Here is a 17,842-nt window from a genome sequence, read left to right as displayed (position 1 = left end):
ACCTACTCCACAAACAGGGTGGCGGGTTGTTCGAGCAAGCCACGGATGGCCTGGATGAATTGCGCCGCGTCCATGCCATCGACCACGCGGTGATCGAAGGAGCTGGAGAGGTTCATCATCTTGCGAATCACGATCTGGCCTTTGACGACCATCGGGCGTTCGACGATTTTGTTGACGCCCACGATCGCTACTTCCGGCAGGTTCAGTACCGGGGTGCTGACGATACCGCCCAAGGCGCCGAGGCTGGTCAGGGTAATGGTCGAGCCGGACAGCTCATCGCGGCTGGCCTTGCCAGTGCGGGCAGCGGTAGCGAGGCGAGAAATTTCCTGAGCGCTGTCCCACAGACTGCGGGTTTCGGCGTGACGGACCACCGGCACCATCAAACCGATGTCGGCTTGGGTGGCGACGCCGACATGCACCGCGCCAAGGCGCGTGATGACTTGGGCTTCGTCGTCGTAACGGGCGTTGATCTGCGGGAAGTCGCGCAAGGCAACGACCAATGCGCGGACCAGGAACGGCAGCAAGGTCAGCTTGCCGCGGGTTGCGCCGTGTTTTTCGTTCAGATGAGCACGCAGTTCTTCCACGGCGGTGACGTCGATTTCCTCGACGTAACTGAAGTGAGCGGCACGCTGAGTGGCGTCCTGCATGCGCTGGGCAATCTTGCGGCGCATGCCGATGACCGGGATTTGTTCTTCGTCGTTACGCTGGGCGTAAGCGGCCGCAGCAGTGGATTGCGGCTGCTGACCCTGGGCCAGGTAGGCGTCGAGGTCTTCGTGCAACACCCGACCGGCAGGGCCGGTGCCACGCACCAGACGCAACTGGATGCCGAGGTCCAGCGCATGTTTGCGTACGGCCGGGGAGGCCAGCGGACGCTCATCGGCTTCGCGAGCAACCATCGGGCCTTGGCATACGGCAGCTCGTGGCGCTGCAGCGGCAACCGGTTTGCTTTCAACAGCGGCGGCAACTTTCGGTGCCGCAACCGGTGCTTCTTTAACCGGTGCAGGCTGAGCCGACTCTTTAACGTTGCCCGCGCCTTCGACCTCAATGCTGATCAGGATGCTGCCAACCGCCATGACTTCGCCGGGCACACCGCCCAGCGCAATCACCTTGCCGTTCACCGGCGACGGGATATCGACCATCGCTTTGTCAGTCATGACATCGGCGAGTACCTGATCTTCGACGACCATGTCGCCGACTTTGACGTGCCATACCGACAATTCAACTTCTGCAATGCCTTCACCAATGTCCGGCATTTTAATAACGTGCGTGCCCATTCAGACCTCCATAACCCGATGCAAAGCCGCGCCCACTCGGGACGGACCAGGGAAATACGCCCACTCTTGTGCGTGCGGGTAGGGGGTGTCCCAACCGGTGACGCGCTCGATAGGCGCTTCCAGGTAGTGGAAGCAGTGCTCTTGCACCAAGGCGACCAGTTCGGCGCCGAAACCGCAGGTACGGGTCGCCTCGTGAACGATCACGCAACGGCCGGTTTTCTTCACCGACTTGACGATGGTGTCCAGGTCCAGCGGCCACAGGCTGCGCAGATCGATGACTTCAGCATCGATACCGGTTTCTTCAGCCGCCACTTGCGACACGTAAACGGTGGTGCCGTAAGTCAGGATGGTCACGTCCTTGCCCGGACGGGTGATGGCGGCGACGTCCAGCGGCACGGTGTAGTAACCGTCCGGCACTTGCGCGGCCGGGTGTTTCGACCACGGGGTTACCGGACGTTCGTGGTGACCGTCGAACGGGCCGTTGTACAGGCGTTTTGGCTCGAGGAAGATCACCGGGTCATCGTTTTCGATGGAGGCGATCAACAAGCCTTTGGCGTCGTAAGGGTTGGACGGCATGACCGTGCGCAAACCGCAGACCTGGGTGAACATCGCTTCGATGCTCTGGCTGTGCGTCTGGCCGCCGTAGATGCCGCCGCCGCAAGGCATGCGCAGGGTCATCGGTGCGGTGAACTCGCCGGCCGAGCGATAACGCAGGCGGGCGGCTTCGGAAATGATCTGGTCCGACGCCGGGTACACGTAATCGGCGAACTGGATCTCGGCCACCGGGCGCAGACCGTAGGCGCCCATGCCGACGGCGACGCCGACGATGCCGCTTTCGGAGATCGGCGCGTCGAACACCCGGGAGGTGCCGTACTTGTTCTGCAAGCCTTCGGTGCAACGGAACACGCCGCCGAAGTAGCCCACGTCCTGGCCGAACACCACGACGTTGTCGTCACGCTCAAGCATCACATCCATGGCCGAGCGCAGGGCCTGGATCATGGTCATGGTGGTTGTGGTCATGGCGGTTTCCAACTCGATTTTGTTGTTGTGATCGTTCATGTCAGATCCCCAACTCTTGACGCTGGCGCTTCAAGTGCTCCGGCATCTCTTTATAGACGTCTTCGAACATGGTCGCGGCGCTCGGAATCTGGCCGCCGGCGAGGGTGCCGTACTGCTCGGCTTCTTTTTGCGCGGCAATCACTTCGGCTTCCAGTTCGGCGCTGACGGCGACGTGTTCCTCTTCGGACCACTGACCGATTTTCACCAGGTGCTGCTTCAGGCGCGCAATCGGGTCGCCCAACGGGAAGTAGCTCCAGTCGTCGGCAGGACGGTATTTGGACGGATCATCGGAAGTGGAATGCGGACCGGCGCGGTAGGTGACCCATTCGATCATGGTCGGGCCGAGGTTGCGGCGCGCACGTTCGGCGGCCCAGGCAGAGGCGGCGTAGACCGCGACGAAATCGTTGCCATCGACCCGCAGGGAGGCAATGCCGCAACCGACGCCACGACCGGCGAACGTAGTGGCTTCACCACCGGCAATCGCCTGGAATGTGGAGATCGCCCACTGGTTGTTGACCACGTTGAGGATCACTGGCGCACGGTAAACGTGGGCGAAGGTGAGGGCGGTGTGGAAGTCGGATTCAGCGGTAGCACCGTCGCCGATCCAGGCCGAGGCGATTTTGGTGTCGCCCTTGATCGCCGAGGCCATGCCCCAGCCGACACCCTGTACGAATTGGGTGGCGAGGTTGCCGGAAATGGTGAAGAAACCGAAGTCTTTGACCGAATACATGATCGGCAACTGACGGCCCTTGAGCGGATCGCGCTCGTTGGACAGCAGTTGGCAGATCAGGTCCACCAGCGGCACGTCTCGCGCCATCAGAATGCTTTGCTGGCGGTACGTCGGGAAGCACATGTCATCGACGTTCAGTGCCAGGGCCTGGCCGCTGCCGATGGCTTCTTCGCCAAGGCTCTGCATGTAGAACGACATTTTTTTCTGGCGCTGGGCGACCACCATGCGGTTGTCATAGATCCGCGTCTTGAGCATGGCGCGCATGCCTTTACGCAGGATCTCGGCCGGTACGCCTTCAGCCCATGGGCCGAGGGCATTGCCCTCGTTATCGAGCACGCGAATCAGGCCTTTGGCCAGATCAGCGGTGTCGGCCGGTTCAACGTCGATTGGGGGTTTGCGCACCGTGCCGGCGTCGGTCAGACGCAGGTAGGAGAAGTCGGTTTTGCAGCCAGGACGACCCGATGGTTCGGGAACGTGCAGTTGCAGCGGTTCGTACGCTTGGTTCATGGCTTCTACGCTCGATCTTGTGAATTTTTTGTAGTGAGCTGACCGTCATTCTTCGATGAAAGAATTCTTGTCCTACAACAATCATAGGCCGGGCCAAGAAGAATATTTCTCTCTGTTTCGTTGCGTTGGCGATCATTTGAGGATAAAAAATCTGCATAAACATAAAAAACAGGTGTTTTTGTCTCATGCGCAAACTGGACCGTACCGATATCGGCATTTTGAACAGCCTTCAGGAGAACGCGCGCATCACCAACGCCGACCTCGCACGCTCGGTGAACCTGTCGCCAACCCCGTGCTTCAACCGGGTCAAGGCGATGGAAGAATTGGGCCTGATTCGTGAGCAAGTGACGCTGCTGGATGCCGACCTGCTGGGGCTGCATGTGAATGTGTTCATTCATGTGAGCCTGGAGAAGCAAGTGGAGGAGGCGTTGCAGCACTTTGAGGAGGCGATCTCGGATCGCCCGGAAGTAATGGAATGCTATTTGATGGCCGGCGACCCGGACTATTTGATTCGCGTACTGGTGCCGACCATTCAGTCGCTGGAGCGCTTCATGATGGACTTCCTCACCAAAGTCCCCGGCGTCGCCAACATCCGTTCGAGCTTTGCGCTCAAGCAGGTGCGCTATAAAACCGCGCTGCCGTTGCCGGCCAACGGCTTGACCCTCAACAACTAAGCGCAAACTCCCTGTAGCAGCTGTCGAGCACCGCGAGGCAGCGTTCGGCTGCGAAGCAGTCGTAGACCCTGCAACCGAGTTCCTTCAGGTAAACCGCGGACGCAGCCTCGCGGTGCTCGACAGCTGCTACGGGTTATGTGTTCGGTTTAGAGTTTGTTGATCGGGATCTTCAGGTAAGTCACGCCATTGTCCTCGGCCGGCGGCATATTCCCCGCCCGCACATTCACTTGGATGGCCGGCAGCAACAGCGTCGGCATGCCCAACCCCGCATCGCGATGGGTGCGCATGGCGACGAACGCGGCTTCGTCGATACCGTCATGGATGTGAATGTTGCTTTTGCGCTGCTCGCCCACCGTGCTCATGCACTGAGGTTCGCGGTTTGCGGGTGGGTAATCGTGGCAGACATACAGTCGAACGCTGGCAGGGAAGGCCAGCAGTTTGCGAATCGAAGCAAACATCTGGTTGGCATTGCCGCCGGGAAAGTCGCAGCGCGCGGTGCCCACGTCCGGCATGAACAGCGTATCGCCCGCCAGAATCACATCGCTGTCGATCAAATAGGCCATGTCCGCTGGCGTGTGGCCGGGCACATGCAGGGCCGTGGCTTTCAGGTTGCCAATGCGAAACGATTCATCCGGCGCGAACAGATGATCGAACTGCGAACCGTCACTGCGAAATTCCGGCTCAAGGTTGAACAGGGTCTTGAACACGCCCTGAACCTTGCTGATGGATTCGCCGATAGCAATCTTGCCGCCCAGTTCCCGACGCAAATACGGTGCGGCGGACAGGTGATCGGCATGGGCATGGGTTTCCAGCAGCCATTGCACCTGCAACTGATGTTGGCGAACGAAGGCGATGATCTTGTCGGCCTGGACGGTGGCGGTTCGTCCGGCGGCGGGGTCGTAGTCGAGCACCGGGTCGACGATCGCGCAGTGTCCGCCATCGTGCTCGTAGATCACGTAGCTGTAGGTCGACGAGGCAGGGTCTAAAAAAGCTTCAATCAAGGCGGGCATGGTGGCCGTTTCTTTCTGGACAAGTCATGAGGGTAGTTTCATTTTCCCTGCGCTGACCAGCCTGCATCAATTCAATTAATGAAAAAAGCTGAGCGGGCTCTATCCTGTCAGTCATCGATACCGGGCGCTCCCGGCTTTTTTGCAGATCACGAGAGTTTTATGTTGCTGGCGAGTTTTTTTGGCGTAGTGATGGGGTTGGTACTTGGTTTGACCGGCGCCGGTGGCGGGATTCTTGCGGTGCCGGCCTTAGTGCTGGGGCTGGGTTTGACCATGACCCAGGCTGCGCCGGTCGCACTGTTCGCAGTGGGCAGTGCGGCGGCTGTCGGCGCAATCGACGGGTTGCGCCATGGTCTGGTGCGTTATCGCGCAGCGTTGCTGATCGCCCTGCTGGGGGCGGTTTTTTCGCCGGTCGGCATCTACTTCGCCCATCAGTTGCCGGAAAAAATCCTGATGATCCTGTTCAGCCTGCTGATGGTCATGGTGGCCTGGCGGATGCTGCGCCGTGAGCGCCAGGACGAAGGTCCAAGCGACCACGGGCACGCCAACTGGGGCCAGAAGAACTGCATGCTCGATCAGCAGACCGGGCGCTTTTCCTGGACCGCCAAGTGCACCGCGACCCTCGCGGCACTGGGTGCGGTGACCGGGGTGGTCTCCGGGTTGCTGGGGGTGGGCGGCGGCTTCCTGATCGTCCCGGCGTTCAAGCAACTGACCGACGTGCAGATGCGCGGAATCGTCGCCACTTCCTTGATGGTGATCAGCCTGATTTCGTTGACTGGTGTCATCGGCGCGCTCCATGCGGGAGTGTCCATCAACGCCACCGGCGCCGTGTTCATCGTCGCGAGCATTGTCGGGATGCTGATTGGCCGACGGATGTCTTCCCACGTGCCCGCCCGAGGGTTGCAGCTGGGATTCGCCAGTATTTGCGTGGTAGTGGCGGGTTATATGTTGCTCAAGGCATAAGATCGAGAGGCGGTTTCAGCGTCTGGTAGCGCAGGCTCAAATCCAGCTTCTGCTTCTACATCACCCGGATAGCTCCGGCGCACATGGCAGGGGCTTACTACAGTTCGCAAAACCTCACTTACCTGGGCGCGGCGTCGACGCCGGTGGTGTGTGGTTTCATTCTCGCCGGCTTCAATCCGCTGTATTTTTTGTTGTACTTGCTGGTGTTGCTGATGGTGGGGGGTGTGATTTTCTATGTAGAAGGGGGAAAGTTAATCCAACCGGTAACAAAAAAGCCCCTGGCAAACGGGGCTGTTGGTGATCAAGGATCAATATGACTTCGCATACAGTGCCCAGGATTTGGTGGGCTGACCTGTAAATAAGCAGGTGGCTGCAACCTTGGGTTGAGCGAGTGGAATGCATCGAACTGTTACACCCAGTTCGCTGATGGCTTTCTCAACTTTCTCGTCATCGATGAAGGGGGCGAGAACGAATGTATTGAGTTTGTCCTTGCGTTTGAAAGCTTGTTTGAAGTTGTCAAGTGTAGTAACTGTTTCGGTATTGTCCGACAGATTTTTTCTGGCACTTTCAAGCATGCCTACCTGAATAGTCTGCAGTATTTTTGGCAAGTCTTTAACAAAGCTAATCACCTCATCGTTTAACGTGTTCTTGCTGTTGTCTCTGCAGGAATAAGAAACCATGTTCTGCTCCAGTTCCTTTATCCCGATCTCGACCCGAACAGGCACACCGCGCTTGATGTGATACCACTTTTTTTCGCCGCCATTCATGTCCCGCTTATCAACGCTTACACGCAGGTTTTGTCCCTTCAGTTTCTTTCGGGAGATCTGCTTTTGCAGCTTGTCGCAGTAAGCATGGATTAATTCGGCATCCTGTTCACTGCGTACGATCGGAACAATGATGACCTGCGTCGGTGCAACCAGCGGTGGGATCACCAGGCCATCGTCATCGCCATGGGCCATGATCATGGCCCCAATCAAACGCGTGGAAACACCCCACGAAGTGGTCCAAGCCAGTTCTTTTACCCCTTCCTTATTAACAAAGCGGATGTCTGATGCCTGGGCAAAATTTTGTCCCAGGAAATGTGAGGTGCCTGCTTGCAAGGCCTTACCGTCCTGCATCATTGCCTCTATGGTGTAGGTACTGACAGCGCCCGGGAAACGTTCCCATGAGCACTTTTCACCCTTGATTACTGGTATGGCCAGGTGCTCGACAGTAAACCGCTCATAGATATCCAGCATCTTCAGCGTCTCGTCCAAGGCCTCTTCACTAGAACCGTGAACGGTGTGGCCTTCCTGCCATAGGAACTCTGAGGTGCGCAGGAAGATCCTTGGACGCATTTCCCAGCGCAGGACGTTGGCCCACTGATTGATGAGTAGCGGCAGATCCCGATAACTTTGCACCCATCGTGAAAAGGAGGCACCGATCACCGTTTCGCTGGTAGGCCTGATGATCAAAGGCTCTTCCAGTTCACCAGCGGGAGTGAGTTTTCCATCTGCGGTCTGTTCCAGACGGTGATGGGTTACGACTGCGCACTCCTTGGCAAAACCATCGACATGCTCTGCTTCTTTTTGAAGAAAGGATAATGGGATCAAAAGTGGGAAATATGCGTTCACATGGCCTGTATCCTTGAATTTTTGATCAAGCTCTCGTTGAATTTGCTCCCATATGCCATAGCCCCATGGGCGGATGACCATGCAACCTCTAACGGGAGAGTTTTCAGCCAGTTCAGACTGACTGATGACTTGTTGATACCAGTCGGAAAAGTTTTCACTTCTTGTAGGTGATATTGCGTTTTTCATATTGCCCCGGCTTTGAAAAGACAGCGTGTGATTCTGAGATTGGTGTTGTGTAGGTGTATGTATATTTTTTGATGTTTGAAATTTCAAGAACTCTTGTTTTTTGTTTGATCTTTCGGAAAATTCTTTCAGGCAGCTCTGTTTTTTTTGTAAGGTTTTTCTTTTCTTTGTACGACGCTTGAGCACTATTAAGGATTGCTTGGGGCGTGGCGTTTATCGTCGCGAGCATCGTCGGCATGATCATTGGCCGAAGACTTTGCGCGCGAATACCGGCCCGGGGATTACAGATCGGCTTCGCCAGCATCTGTGTCTTGGTCGCCGCTTACATGCTGTTTAGAGCGGGCGTCTAGCAAGTACCGGTTCCTGTGGACGCCAGTCCGTTCCACAGGCGTACACCTTAAGTTCCGGGCCTCGTCGACGGGCGGTCTTACACCGAACTTGCCGCGCATCACCTGCCACTCCAAAGCACTTCAAAACCGCCGCCAAGGCAGCGTATGACGCCGCCGGTCAGCTTTCGATAATCGCCTCCGACATCCAGTCCCCCGCTGCGGAGCGCGTCATGCACAACAATAAGAACATCAAGCATCGTTTCTTGCCTGCCTTCATCGCCAGCCTGTCGACCCTCGGTTTGAGCTCGATGGCCGAAGCCGAGATCGTGCTGTACGACAAGGACCAGACCACGTTTTCCACCGACGGCTACATCAACGCTTTCTATGTGAACAGCAAAGTGGACCGTGCTGGTGACCAGTTCGACCGGCGACAGGCGCGTGTGAAGATGGGTTTTCTGCCCAACTACCTGGGCTTCAACATGAGCAAGCAGGTCGATGACCTCAAGCTCGGCGCCCGGTCCTCCTTCTGGGTGACCATCAACGACAGCGAAACCAACGGCACCGACACCGCCATTGACGTGCGGCAGTTCTACGGCACGGTGGCCAACCCGGAGTGGGGCGAAGTGCTGATCGGCAAGGACTTTGGCCTGTTTGCCCGTTCCAACATCCTGCTGGATGAAATGCTCGCCGGTTACGGTCAGGTCAGCGATTCCCTGGGGCTGGTGGACGGTGGCGGGGTGTCGTTCGGCAACATCGGCACGGGTTATCCGTATCCGTTCCCGACGTCGCAGATTACCTATCGCACGCCGGTGATGGAGGGCTTGCGGGTGGCCGTGGGGATCATGGACCCGGTGGACACCAACGATAGCAGTCCATTGGGCAAGGCCTATCAGGAGAACCCGCGCACCGAGAGCGAGATCACCTATCAGTTCGACGTTGCCGGCGCGAAGATCTACAGCTGGGTCAACGGCAGCTACCAGACGTCGGACAATACCGATTCCACCGTCGCGTCCGTCACCTCCAAAGGGGTCGGCTATGGCGTGCAGGCGAAAATGGGCGGCTTGTCCCTCACCGGCTCCGGCTTCCAGGCCAAGGGCATCAACCCGTTCTTCACCAACAACGCCGGCGAACCGACCCTGCGCAATGTCGACAGCGACGGTTACCTGCTGCAGGGCTCCTACAAACTGGGCAAGAACCGGTTGGCCTTGTCTTACGGCAAGACCAACGACGACGGCAATGGCGTGGTCGGCAGCGGCGCGGACTATGAAACGCGCGGCATTGCGCTGTTCCATGACGTCAACGACAACCTCAAGCTGGTGGCCGAGTACAACCAGTTCGCAATCAACGGCCACGACACCAGCGACCAGAACGAAGACACCGACACCTTTGCGGTGGGGGCGGTGCTGACCTGGTAAGCCTGTAGCGACGCAGATACCTGTGGCGAGGGAGCTTGCTCCCGCTGGACCGCGTAGCGGTCCCGATCCTGGTCGCGCATCGGCCGGTTGGGACTGCTTCGCAGTCCAGCGGGAGCAAGCTCCCTCGCCACAAAGCGTCGGTCACCACGCCGCAATCCGTCCACTCTCATCCCATCGAAGCGGCTACCCGCTACCCAAGTAGCATACGTAGCCGCTCACAGGCTTCGTACACTCGAACCTCATACATGCGCACCTGCGGGAGGCGACGATGCAGCAGGTCCAGAGTGATGAAGGTGTGGTCAGTGCAATGTCCCAGGCCACCGATGCCCAGCAAGTGGCCCAGGAGCTGGCGCGGCAACTGTTGCACCCGCACTTGGGTTTCGTGCTGTTCTTCTGTTCCGCCGAGTACGACTTGCAGGCGCTGGGCCAGGCCTTGCAACAAAGCTTCGGCGGCATTCGCCTGGTGGGTTGCACCAGCGCCGGGGAAATCACGCCCCTTGGCTACGGCCGCAATTGCGTGACCGCGGTGGGCTTCGACCACCGGCATTTTTCCATCGACGCCGAACTGATCTGCGAAATGGAACGCTTCAGCCTGATCGACGCCCAGCAAATGGTCGAGCGCCTGGTCAGTGGCTGTCGCAGCAATACCCTGGCGCCGATCAAGGGCAACAGCTTTGCGTTGACCCTGCTCGATGGCTTGTCCAGTCGTGAAGAAATGGTCCTTGCGGCTCTGAGCGCGGCGTTGGGCGACATTCCGCATTTCGGCGGTTCGGCCGGCGACGACAATTACCTGACCCACACCCACGTCTACTTTAATGGCGAGTTCCACAGCGGCGCGGCGGTGGTGGTACTGGTCAATACCTGGCTGGATTTCGAGGTGTTCACCACTCACCACATCTTGCCGAGGGCAGAAAAACTGGTGGTCACCGGGGCCGACAGCGCCTCGCGCCGGGTCTTTGAACTGAATGCCGAGCCAGCCGCCGAGGAGTATGCCCGGCACATTGGCGTGCCGGTGGCCGAGCTCGATCACCGGATCTTCGCCGCGCACCCGTTGGCCGTGCGGATCAACGATCAGTATTACGTACGGGCGATCCAGCAGGTTCACCCGGACTTGAGCCTGAGTTTCTACTGCGCGGTGGAAAACGGCATCGTCCTCACGGTCATGACGCCAGGCCCGATGCTGCCGAACCTGCAAACCCTGTTCGAAGGCTTGCAGGAGCGCCTCGGCGACCTGTTGCTGACCATCGGCTGCGACTGCTTTCTCAGGCGTCTGGAACTGGAAGACGGCGGCAGTCTGGAGCAGATCGGAACGTTTTTGCGTGACCAACGGGTGATGGGTTTCAACACCTACGGAGAACAGTTCAATGGCATGCACATCAACCAGACCTTCACCGGGGTTGCCATTGCCCGAGGTCGGTCCCCTGGACACCGTTGAGCTTCAGGCACAGATCGCCAGCCTGCAGCGCGACAACCACAAACTGCAGCGCATCAATGGCGCGCTGATCGAGCGGATCGAGTCCGGCATCACTCGCGGCAACGATCCGTACGCGGCGTTCCAGCATTCGGTGGTGCTGGCCGAGCAGGTGCGTGAGCGCACCGACGCCTTGAACCAGGCCATGGCTGAACTCAAGTCGGGCAATCACTTGCTCAGCGAGGCACGCCTGCGGGCGGAAACCGCGCATCAGCATTTGATCGATGCGATCGAGAGCATTTCCGATGCGTTTGTGCTGTTCGATGCGGACCAGCGGATCGTGCTGTTCAACAGCCGTTTCAAGGCGTTCTGGGGCAACAGCCGGGTGCGGATCAACGCCGGCATGCGCCTGGCCGAGGTCAAGCGGCTGATGTCCGCCACCGGGTTGTTCACTGAAGAGCCGCGCGGGCACGCCGACGAAAACCTGCTCTATCGCCTGCAGGACGGTCGCTGGTTGCAAGTCAGCGAACGACCTACCCAGGAAGGCGGGCGGGTGATCCTGTTCACCGACATTACCGACGTCAAACTCAGCGAAACCGTGCGCCGCGAGCAGGCGGTGGCGCAGAAATCCCATTTGTTGCAACGGGCGGTCGACAACCTGTCCCAAGGCGTGGCGATGGTCAACGCCGAGGGCATTCTGGAGTTGTGGAACCGGCGTTTCCTCGAGCTGAGCGGGCTGGCACCGGTGGCGGCCCATCGTCCGTTTGCCGAAGTGATTGGCGACAGCGAATTGAACCTGCTGACCCCGGCCAGTCGGGATCTGAACGGGCGGCACGTGCAGGAATGCGAGCAGCGCCTCTACGATGGCCGGGTGCTGGAAATCCGCACCCATCCGTTACCCACCGGCGGTTTCGTCAACACCTTCACCGACATCACCGAACGCTATCAACACGCCGAAGCACTGAGCGAAAGCGAGCGCTGGATTCGTCTGATCACCGACCATGTGCCGGCGCTGATTGCCTACCTGAATGCCGACCTGGTCTACGAGTTCACCAACAAGGTGTATGAAGAATGGTACTGCTGGCCTCGGGGCGTGATGCTTGGACAGAGCCTGCGCGAAGTCCACAGCGAACAGCATTACCAACGCCTGGAAGCCTACGTGGCCCGGGCCTTGGCCGGTGAGAGCGTGACGTTCGAGTTCGCCGAAACCAACATCAACAATCAGGAGCGCTACATGCTGCGCTCCTACGTACCCAATCGCCTGGCTACCGGGGAAGTGGTGGGGATTTTCGTGTTGATCCGCGACATCACCGAACGCCGCCGCACCGCCGAGGCACTGCACCAGGCCTATCAGAATCTTGAGTTGCGGGTGCGCGAACGTACGGCGGAACTGACCACGCTCAACGACCAGTTACTGCGTGAAATCGACGAGCGTCGGCGAGCGGAATCTCGCCTGCGTGAAGCCAAACTCGAGGCCGAACAGGCCAACCTGTCGAAGACCAAGTTTCTCGCAGCAGTCAGTCACGATTTGCTGCAACCGCTCAACGCTGCGCGGCTGTTTACCAGCGCGTTGCTTGAACGGAGGGAGCCGGTGGCCAATGCGATTTTGGTGCGTAATGTCAGCAACTCCCTGGAAGATGTGGAGAACCTGCTGGGCACGCTGGTCGATATCTCCAAACTGGATGCCGGGGTGATCAAGCCCGATATTGCGCCGTTTGCTCTGAGCGAATTGCTGGAGAACCTCGCGGCCGAGTACACCCAGGTGGCTCGCAGTGAAGGTCTGGAGCTGCATTTCATCCCTTGTTCGGCACTGGTGCGCAGCGACATTCAGTTGCTGGCGCGGATCCTTCGAAATCTGTTGAGCAACGCCATTCGCTACACCTACAGCGGTCGTGTGGTGCTCGGTTGCCGGCGTCATCACCAGCGCCTGTCGATCGAGGTCTGGGACAGCGGCATGGGCATCGCCGAAAACCGCCTGGAAGAGATTTTTCAGGAATTCAAACGGGGTGACGTGCAGCGTCCTGATCAGGATCGCGGTTTGGGCCTGGGCCTGGCGATCGTCGAAAAGATTGCCGGGATTCTCGGTCACCGCATTCATGTGCGTTCGTGGCCGGGCAAGGGCTCGATGTTCTCTGTTGAAGTGCCGCTCAGCGCCACGGCACCCAAGGCGCTGCCGAGTCTGCTGATGAGTGAGCCGATGCTTGAACGTCTGCGTGGGGCGCGGGTGTGGGTGCTGGACAACGACGCGGCCATTTGTGCCGGCATGCGCACGTTGCTCGAAGGGTGGGGGTGTCTGGTGGTCACTGCACTGTCGGAGCAGGACCTGGCGCGGCAAGTGGACAACTATCACGAAGAAGCCGATTTGCTGATCGCCGACTATCACCTGGACGACGATCAGAACGGCGTCGATGCCGTGGCCCGGATTAACGCCCGACGCGGTTCAGCCATTCCGGCGATGATGATTACCGCCAACTACAGCAATGAACTCAAACAGCAAATCCGCGAACTGGGCCACACCTTGATGCACAAACCGGTGCGGCCGATGAAGCTCAAGACAGCGATGAGTCACTTGCTCGGCCCGTCCCGATAAATTGAGCCGGGCCTGAACTTGTGGCGAGGGAGCTTGCTCCCGCTGGGTCGCGGAGCGGCCCCTTACAAAACTTCAGATAGGCCGAGTCGTCTGGACTACGACTGCTTCGCAGCCGAACGGGAGCAAGCTCCCTCGCCACAGGAATCGGGGGAAAGCCCAAGCACTCAGCGCCGTAAATAAGACCCGAAATCTATGTCGCCCGCGCTCAAAATCGCCTGCACCCGATTGTGCACATTGAGTTTGCGCAGGATTGCCGAGACATGGGCCTTGACTGTGGTTTCGGCGATTTCCAGGGTGTAGGCGATCTGTTTGTTCGACTCGCCTTTGGTCATGCGTTCGAGCACCAGCAATTGCTTGCGGGTCAAGGCCTGGAGCAATTCCGGTGGGAAGCTCGGGGCATCGTTCATGCGCCGTGTACCGCATTTTTGCGTGCGGATGATGTCCGGCGGCAAGTAGACATTGCCGTTGAGGATCTGCTGGATGGCCTCGGTCATCTGTACCCGTGGCGAGGATTTGGTGATGAAACCCACTGCGCCATAAGTGATGGCTTGCAGCACGACTTGTTTGTCCTGTTCGGCCGAGACGATCACCACCGGAATGGTCGGCGCTTCGTTGCGCAGGTTGATCAGGCCATTGAGGCCGTGCATGCCGGGCATGTTCAGGTCGAGCAGGATCAGGTCCAGATCATCGTGTTCCTGTGTCAGCACCAGGGCGCTGTCCAGGTCGGCGGTTTCCATCACCTCGCTGCCCGGAAAACCATCGCTGATGACGTTATGAATGGCTTCGCGAAACAGCGGGTGATCGTCGGCAATCAGAATTTTGTACATAGCCTTTCACCTCATTATTTTGATTAGGGTGTGGCAACAACACGCACGCGTAAAGGTCAGGGAAAGGGCTCGGGCTGAGCCGGCGTCACGGGCAGATTGGCTGCCTGCCAGGCGTCCAGGCCGTCGCGATACCAATACAGCGTCTTATAGCCCATGGCGGCGGCGCGCTTCACGGCGTTCCAGCTCAGCCAGCAATCGGAGCGGCAGTAGAAGACCAGCGGTTGCGCGAGATCACCTTCGGTCAATGTATTCAGCTTACGCGCAAAATAGTCCTGCCAGTCGGGCGTCAGGTCACCGTCGCCGGTATTGGCCAGCCAATGGCTGCCGGGGAGGTTCTCGTGGGGCTGGTCCTCGATGAAACGTCCTTGCAACCACTGGCGGCGGTAGACGTCGATCAGCACTGGACGCGGCGTCTGGGTCAGCAGGGTTTGCAGGGCCGCGGTATCGATGATGCCGGCGCCCTGGACTTGATTCGGGGTCGGGCTGCGGTACAGACCGATGCGATAGCCGTCAGCGGAGAACAGCGGGGTTTCGGCCTGCGCGACACCCAGCAACAGGCTCAGCGATAGCGCAGCGAGAGAAGGGCGCAGCAGACGACGTCGGGCACGCGGCATGGGGTTCAATCCTTATAGTTATGAACCTATTACATGCCAGTCTCGGTGCGATTGGAATGCGACGATAGACAGGAAAACCAGTACTAAAGTAGTAATTTCACCCCGTTCAACACAAGTCCCACAGGGGGATTTGTGTTGTCAGTTGGTTTTGCGCAGGGCGGCGTGTTGCGGGTTGAAGGTGAATACGGCGAGCAGGGCGAACACCAGCGTCAGCCCCACGCACACCGCCAGCGCCAACGGATTGAAGCGTTCATACAGGGCAAACCGCACCAGTTCTACCGCATGGGTGAACGGGTTGAAGGCGCACAGCCAGTACAGCCACTCGCTGGACTCGCGCATTTTCCACAGCGGATACAGCGCCGACGACAGAAAAAACAGCGGGAAGATCACGAAATTCATCACCCCGGCAAAGTTTTCCAGCTGACGGATCGCGTTCGACAGCAACAAACCCAGCGCGCTGAGCATCAACGCCACCAGCAGCAACGCCGGTAACGCGATCAACAGCCCCATGGCCGGTGGTTGCACGCCGTACACCCAGGCAATCGCCAGAAAGGCGTACACCTGCATCAGCGAGATCAGCGAGGTGGCCAACAGTTTGCTGCACAGCAGGAAAGTCCGGGGCAGGGGGCTGGTCAGCAGCACGCGCATGCTGCCCATTTCCCGGTCGTAGACCATCGACAGCGAACCTTGCATGCCGTTGAACAGCAGGATCATGCACGCCAGCCCGGGGATGATGTAAACCTCATACGGAATGTAGGTGTCGTAGGGCTCGATGATCGCGATCCCGAGTGCCGCGCGAAAACCGGCGGCGAACACCAGCAGCCACAGTAATGGCCGAACCAAAGCGCTGAGAAACCGCGTGCGCTGCAATACAAAACGCAGCCATTCACGCAGCACGATGCCGCTGAAACATTGCCAGTAGGCATTCATTGGGCGGCTCCTGAAGTGGTCAGTCGAGTGAAGGCCGAACCCAGGTCGCCGCCGTGCTCCAGGCTCAGGGCATCGGCTTGTCCGCTGGCGACCAGCCGGCCCTGATGCAGGATCAACAAGTCGTCGCTGGGCTGTACTTCATCGAGTAAGTGAGTGGTCCAGAGCACGCTGATGTTCTGCTCGCGGCACAAACTGCGAATGTGCTGATTGAGCGCCAGCCGACTGGCCGGGTCGAGGCCGACGCTGGCCTCGTCGAGCAGCAGCAGACGCGGTTCATGCAGCAAGGCGCGGGCGATTTCCACCCGGCGACGGTGGCCGCCATTGAGTTCGCGGACCCGTTCGCGGCGGCGTTCGGTCAAGGCTTGCCGTGCCAGTTCGGCGTCGACCCGCAGGCCGGTTTGGCGCCGGGACATCCCATGCAGCGCGGCGTGATAACGCAGGTTCTGCTCGACGCTGAGGTCCAGGTCCAGGGTGCTTTGCTGAAACACCACACCCAATTGCTTGAGCGCCGGACGCGCCGCGTTGCGCAACGAGCAGCCGCCGACACGGATGTCGCCACGCTGCAAATCGTAGAGTCGAGTGAGCAGGGCAATCAGCGTCGATTTGCCTGCGCCGTTCGGCCCCAGCAGCGCCGCAAACCGGCCGGGCGCGAGGCTGAAACTCACCTGGCGCAATGCCTCTTTCGCACCATAAGCGAAACTCAGCTCGCTGACTTCGAGTGCGTTCATGGCGTCACCACCACGCCCCACGGATAGCGCCCGACCTTGATCGATTGGGTGACCTTGAGGCTGTCGACATCAATCACCGACACGTCGCCGCTGACACCGTTGGTGGCCAGTAATTGCTTTTGATCCGGAGTAAACGACATCTGCCAGACCCGCCGGCCGACCAGCAGGTAATCAAGAATCTCAAAGGTCTTGGCGTCGATCACCGCCACATGATTGGCGGGGCCGAGGGCGACGAAACCGTACTTGCCGTCGGCGCTGAGTTTGATCCCCACCGGTTGAACCTTATCCGGGTGCACGCCCTTGATCTGGAAGGTCAGGGTCTTGAGGGTTTTGCGGGTCGCGACGTCGAGAATGGTCACCGTGCCGCCGATTTCCGCCGAGGCCCAAAGCTTCGATCCATCTGGCGTGAACTCGACGAAGCGCGGTCGTTGATCCACCAGGGTGCTGTCGGCCAGGGTCTGGGTGCTGGTGTCGATCCAGTGCAGCATGTTGGTGGTTTCACTGGTGTTTACCGCCCACTTGCCGTCGGGGCTGACGGCCATGCCTTCGGGTTCGACGCCGACGTTGATCTGGCTCAGCACCTTGGAGGTTTCGGTGTCGATCACTGTCACCAGCGCATCGTCTTCGTTGGAAACGTACAACCAGCGATTATTCGGGTGCAGAGCGAACTGCTCTGGATCCTTGCCCGAGGGCAGTTCCTTGATGATCTTGCGCGTAGCCACGTCCATCACCTGGACCCGGTCCGAGTCGCTGGCGCAGATGTACAGCAGCTTATTGTCGTGGGACAGCAGCAGACCGCGCGGGCGCTGGCCGACGGGCAGGGTGTCGGTGACTTGCAGGGTCTGCAGGTCGATCAGGCTCAGGCTGTTGTCTTTTTCGTTGGAGACCCAGGCGGTGCTGGCCGCGGCCTGTCCGGCGGCGAGCAGCAGGGCGCAAGAGAGCAGGGTGCGGCGCATGGCGGATTCCTTTTTTTTTCATTGTTGTGGAA

General features: G+C 59.2%; 16 protein-coding genes and 1 pseudogene. 7 read left to right on the top strand and 10 right to left on the bottom strand.

What is annotated here, in order from left to right; all coding sequences use genetic code 11:
- Nucleotides 1-2: 2 nt before the first annotated feature.
- The 3 genes from QF010_RS21230 to QF010_RS21220 are packed head-to-tail and all read right to left on the bottom strand — an operon-like array spanning nucleotide 3 to nucleotide 3,570.
- Complete coding sequence (locus QF010_RS21230; RefSeq protein WP_429533876.1) at nucleotides 3-1,274, bottom strand: dihydrolipoamide acetyltransferase family protein; 1,272 nt, start codon at nucleotides 1,272-1,274, stop codon at nucleotides 3-5.
- Nucleotides 1,275-2,333: an alpha-ketoacid dehydrogenase subunit beta gene (locus QF010_RS21225; RefSeq protein ID WP_033054499.1), complete on the bottom strand. Its 1,059-nt coding sequence runs from the start codon at nucleotides 2,331-2,333 to the stop codon at nucleotides 1,275-1,277.
- Between the two features lies 1 nt (nucleotide 2,334).
- Nucleotides 2,335-3,570 (bottom strand): 3-methyl-2-oxobutanoate dehydrogenase (2-methylpropanoyl-transferring) subunit alpha, encoded by a 1,236-nt coding sequence (locus QF010_RS21220; RefSeq protein WP_033054501.1) that lies wholly within the window; start codon nucleotides 3,568-3,570, stop codon nucleotides 2,335-2,337.
- Nucleotides 3,571-3,755: 185 nt separating this feature from the next.
- Here QF010_RS21220 and bkdR point away from each other — a divergent pair, with 185 nt between their 5' ends.
- Entirely contained in the window at nucleotides 3,756-4,244 is a 489-nt protein-coding gene (bkdR, locus tag QF010_RS21215) for a Bkd operon transcriptional regulator BkdR (protein ID WP_008005367.1), read from the top strand.
- A gap of 146 nt (nucleotides 4,245-4,390) precedes the next feature.
- Here the strand turns inward: bkdR and QF010_RS21210 are convergent, their stop codons facing one another.
- Complete coding sequence (locus tag QF010_RS21210) at nucleotides 4,391-5,254, bottom strand: MBL fold metallo-hydrolase (RefSeq protein ID WP_429533875.1); 864 nt, start codon at nucleotides 5,252-5,254, stop codon at nucleotides 4,391-4,393.
- Nucleotides 5,255-5,413: 159 nt separating this feature from the next.
- Here QF010_RS21210 and QF010_RS21205 point away from each other — a divergent pair, with 159 nt between their 5' ends.
- On the top strand, nucleotides 5,414-6,214 hold the full coding sequence (locus QF010_RS21205; RefSeq protein WP_033054506.1) for a sulfite exporter TauE/SafE family protein: 801 nt from the start codon (nucleotides 5,414-5,416) through the stop codon (nucleotides 6,212-6,214).
- 83 nt (nucleotides 6,215-6,297) lie between these two features.
- A complete protein-coding gene (locus tag QF010_RS21200) occupies nucleotides 6,298-6,531 on the top strand; it encodes a hypothetical protein (RefSeq protein ID WP_429533874.1) in 234 nt (77 codons plus the stop codon).
- Here QF010_RS21200 and proS read toward each other — a convergent pair.
- Nucleotides 6,523-8,013, bottom strand: coding sequence for a proline--tRNA ligase (gene proS / locus QF010_RS21195; protein ID WP_429533873.1), 1,491 nt, complete (start codon nucleotides 8,011-8,013; stop codon nucleotides 6,523-6,525). The two genes, QF010_RS21200 and proS, sit on opposite strands and share 9 nt — an antisense overlap.
- 200 nt (nucleotides 8,014-8,213) lie before the next feature.
- Here proS and QF010_RS21190 point away from each other — a divergent pair.
- From QF010_RS21190 to nahK, 4 genes and pseudogenes are all read left to right on the top strand, one after another.
- Nucleotides 8,214-8,360, top strand: a pseudogene (locus QF010_RS21190) (sulfite exporter TauE/SafE family protein); the annotation flags it as partial.
- Nucleotides 8,361-8,569: 209 nt separating this feature from the next.
- The gene (locus QF010_RS21185) at nucleotides 8,570-9,754 is read left to right on the top strand and encodes a porin (protein ID WP_429510183.1); all 1,185 of its coding nucleotides are present in this window, start codon (nucleotides 8,570-8,572) and stop codon (nucleotides 9,752-9,754) included.
- A gap of 268 nt (nucleotides 9,755-10,022) precedes the next feature.
- The gene (gene nosP, locus QF010_RS21180; protein WP_033054515.1) at nucleotides 10,023-11,189 is read left to right on the top strand and encodes a nitric oxide-sensing protein NosP; all 1,167 of its coding nucleotides are present in this window, start codon (nucleotides 10,023-10,025) and stop codon (nucleotides 11,187-11,189) included.
- Nucleotides 11,158-13,755, top strand: a complete 2,598-nt coding sequence (gene nahK, locus QF010_RS21175) for a hybrid sensor histidine kinase/response regulator NahK/ErcS' (RefSeq protein WP_429533920.1) — start codon at nucleotides 11,158-11,160, stop codon at nucleotides 13,753-13,755. The genes nosP and nahK overlap by 32 nt, the downstream gene beginning before the upstream one ends.
- Before the next feature lie 164 nt (nucleotides 13,756-13,919).
- Here the strand turns inward: nahK and QF010_RS21170 are convergent, their stop codons facing one another.
- The 5 genes from QF010_RS21170 to QF010_RS21150 form a co-directional block, all read right to left on the bottom strand.
- Nucleotides 13,920-14,582, bottom strand: coding sequence for a response regulator transcription factor (locus QF010_RS21170; protein ID WP_008149733.1), 663 nt, complete (start codon nucleotides 14,580-14,582; stop codon nucleotides 13,920-13,922).
- A gap of 56 nt (nucleotides 14,583-14,638) precedes the next feature.
- Nucleotides 14,639-15,196, bottom strand: a complete 558-nt coding sequence (locus QF010_RS21165; protein WP_033054520.1) for a PQQ-dependent catabolism-associated CXXCW motif protein — start codon at nucleotides 15,194-15,196, stop codon at nucleotides 14,639-14,641.
- 138 nt (nucleotides 15,197-15,334) lie between these two features.
- Nucleotides 15,335-16,126: an ABC transporter permease gene (locus QF010_RS21160; RefSeq protein ID WP_429533872.1), complete on the bottom strand. Its 792-nt coding sequence runs from the start codon at nucleotides 16,124-16,126 to the stop codon at nucleotides 15,335-15,337.
- Entirely contained in the window at nucleotides 16,123-16,854 is a 732-nt protein-coding gene (locus QF010_RS21155) for an ABC transporter ATP-binding protein (RefSeq protein ID WP_033054523.1), read from the bottom strand. The genes QF010_RS21160 and QF010_RS21155 overlap by 4 nt, the downstream gene beginning before the upstream one ends.
- Complete coding sequence (locus tag QF010_RS21150; protein WP_033054524.1) at nucleotides 16,851-17,810, bottom strand: YVTN family beta-propeller repeat protein; 960 nt, start codon at nucleotides 17,808-17,810, stop codon at nucleotides 16,851-16,853. The genes QF010_RS21155 and QF010_RS21150 overlap by 4 nt, the downstream gene beginning before the upstream one ends.
- Between the last annotated feature and the right edge of the window lie 32 nt (nucleotides 17,811-17,842).

Source organism: Pseudomonas silensiensis (assembly GCF_050434865.1).
GTDB lineage: Bacteria > Pseudomonadota > Gammaproteobacteria > Pseudomonadales > Pseudomonadaceae > Aquipseudomonas > Aquipseudomonas fluorescens_W.
The sequence above is the reverse complement of the archived record's forward strand: the minus strand, read 5'-3'. Positions and strand labels throughout refer to the sequence as shown.

What these genes read in the sequence shown, in the direction of transcription:
- QF010_RS21230 (WP_429533876.1), bottom strand. Translation starts at nt 1,274, where the DNA reads ATGGGCACGCACGTTATTAAAATGCCGGACATTGGTGAAGGCATTGCA.
- QF010_RS21225 (WP_033054499.1), bottom strand. Translation starts at nt 2,333, where the DNA reads ATGAACGATCACAACAACAAAATCGAGTTGGAAACCGCCATGACCACA.
- QF010_RS21220 (WP_033054501.1), bottom strand. Translation starts at nt 3,570, where the DNA reads ATGAACCAAGCGTACGAACCGCTGCAACTGCACGTTCCCGAACCATCG.
- bkdR (WP_008005367.1), top strand. Translation starts at nt 3,756, where the DNA reads ATGCGCAAACTGGACCGTACCGATATCGGCATTTTGAACAGCCTTCAG.
- QF010_RS21210 (WP_429533875.1), bottom strand. Translation starts at nt 5,254, where the DNA reads ATGCCCGCCTTGATTGAAGCTTTTTTAGACCCTGCCTCGTCGACCTAC.
- QF010_RS21205 (WP_033054506.1), top strand. Translation starts at nt 5,414, where the DNA reads ATGTTGCTGGCGAGTTTTTTTGGCGTAGTGATGGGGTTGGTACTTGGT.
- QF010_RS21200 (WP_429533874.1), top strand. Translation starts at nt 6,298, where the DNA reads ATGGCAGGGGCTTACTACAGTTCGCAAAACCTCACTTACCTGGGCGCG.
- proS (WP_429533873.1), bottom strand. Translation starts at nt 8,013, where the DNA reads ATGAAAAACGCAATATCACCTACAAGAAGTGAAAACTTTTCCGACTGG.
- QF010_RS21185 (WP_429510183.1), top strand. Translation starts at nt 8,570, where the DNA reads ATGCACAACAATAAGAACATCAAGCATCGTTTCTTGCCTGCCTTCATC.
- nosP (WP_033054515.1), top strand. Translation starts at nt 10,023, where the DNA reads ATGCAGCAGGTCCAGAGTGATGAAGGTGTGGTCAGTGCAATGTCCCAG.
- QF010_RS21170 (WP_008149733.1), bottom strand. Translation starts at nt 14,582, where the DNA reads ATGTACAAAATTCTGATTGCCGACGATCACCCGCTGTTTCGCGAAGCC.
- QF010_RS21165 (WP_033054520.1), bottom strand. Translation starts at nt 15,196, where the DNA reads ATGCCGCGTGCCCGACGTCGTCTGCTGCGCCCTTCTCTCGCTGCGCTA.
- QF010_RS21160 (WP_429533872.1), bottom strand. Translation starts at nt 16,126, where the DNA reads ATGAATGCCTACTGGCAATGTTTCAGCGGCATCGTGCTGCGTGAATGG.
- QF010_RS21155 (WP_033054523.1), bottom strand. Translation starts at nt 16,854, where the DNA reads ATGAACGCACTCGAAGTCAGCGAGCTGAGTTTCGCTTATGGTGCGAAA.
- QF010_RS21150 (WP_033054524.1), bottom strand. Translation starts at nt 17,810, where the DNA reads ATGCGCCGCACCCTGCTCTCTTGCGCCCTGCTGCTCGCCGCCGGACAG.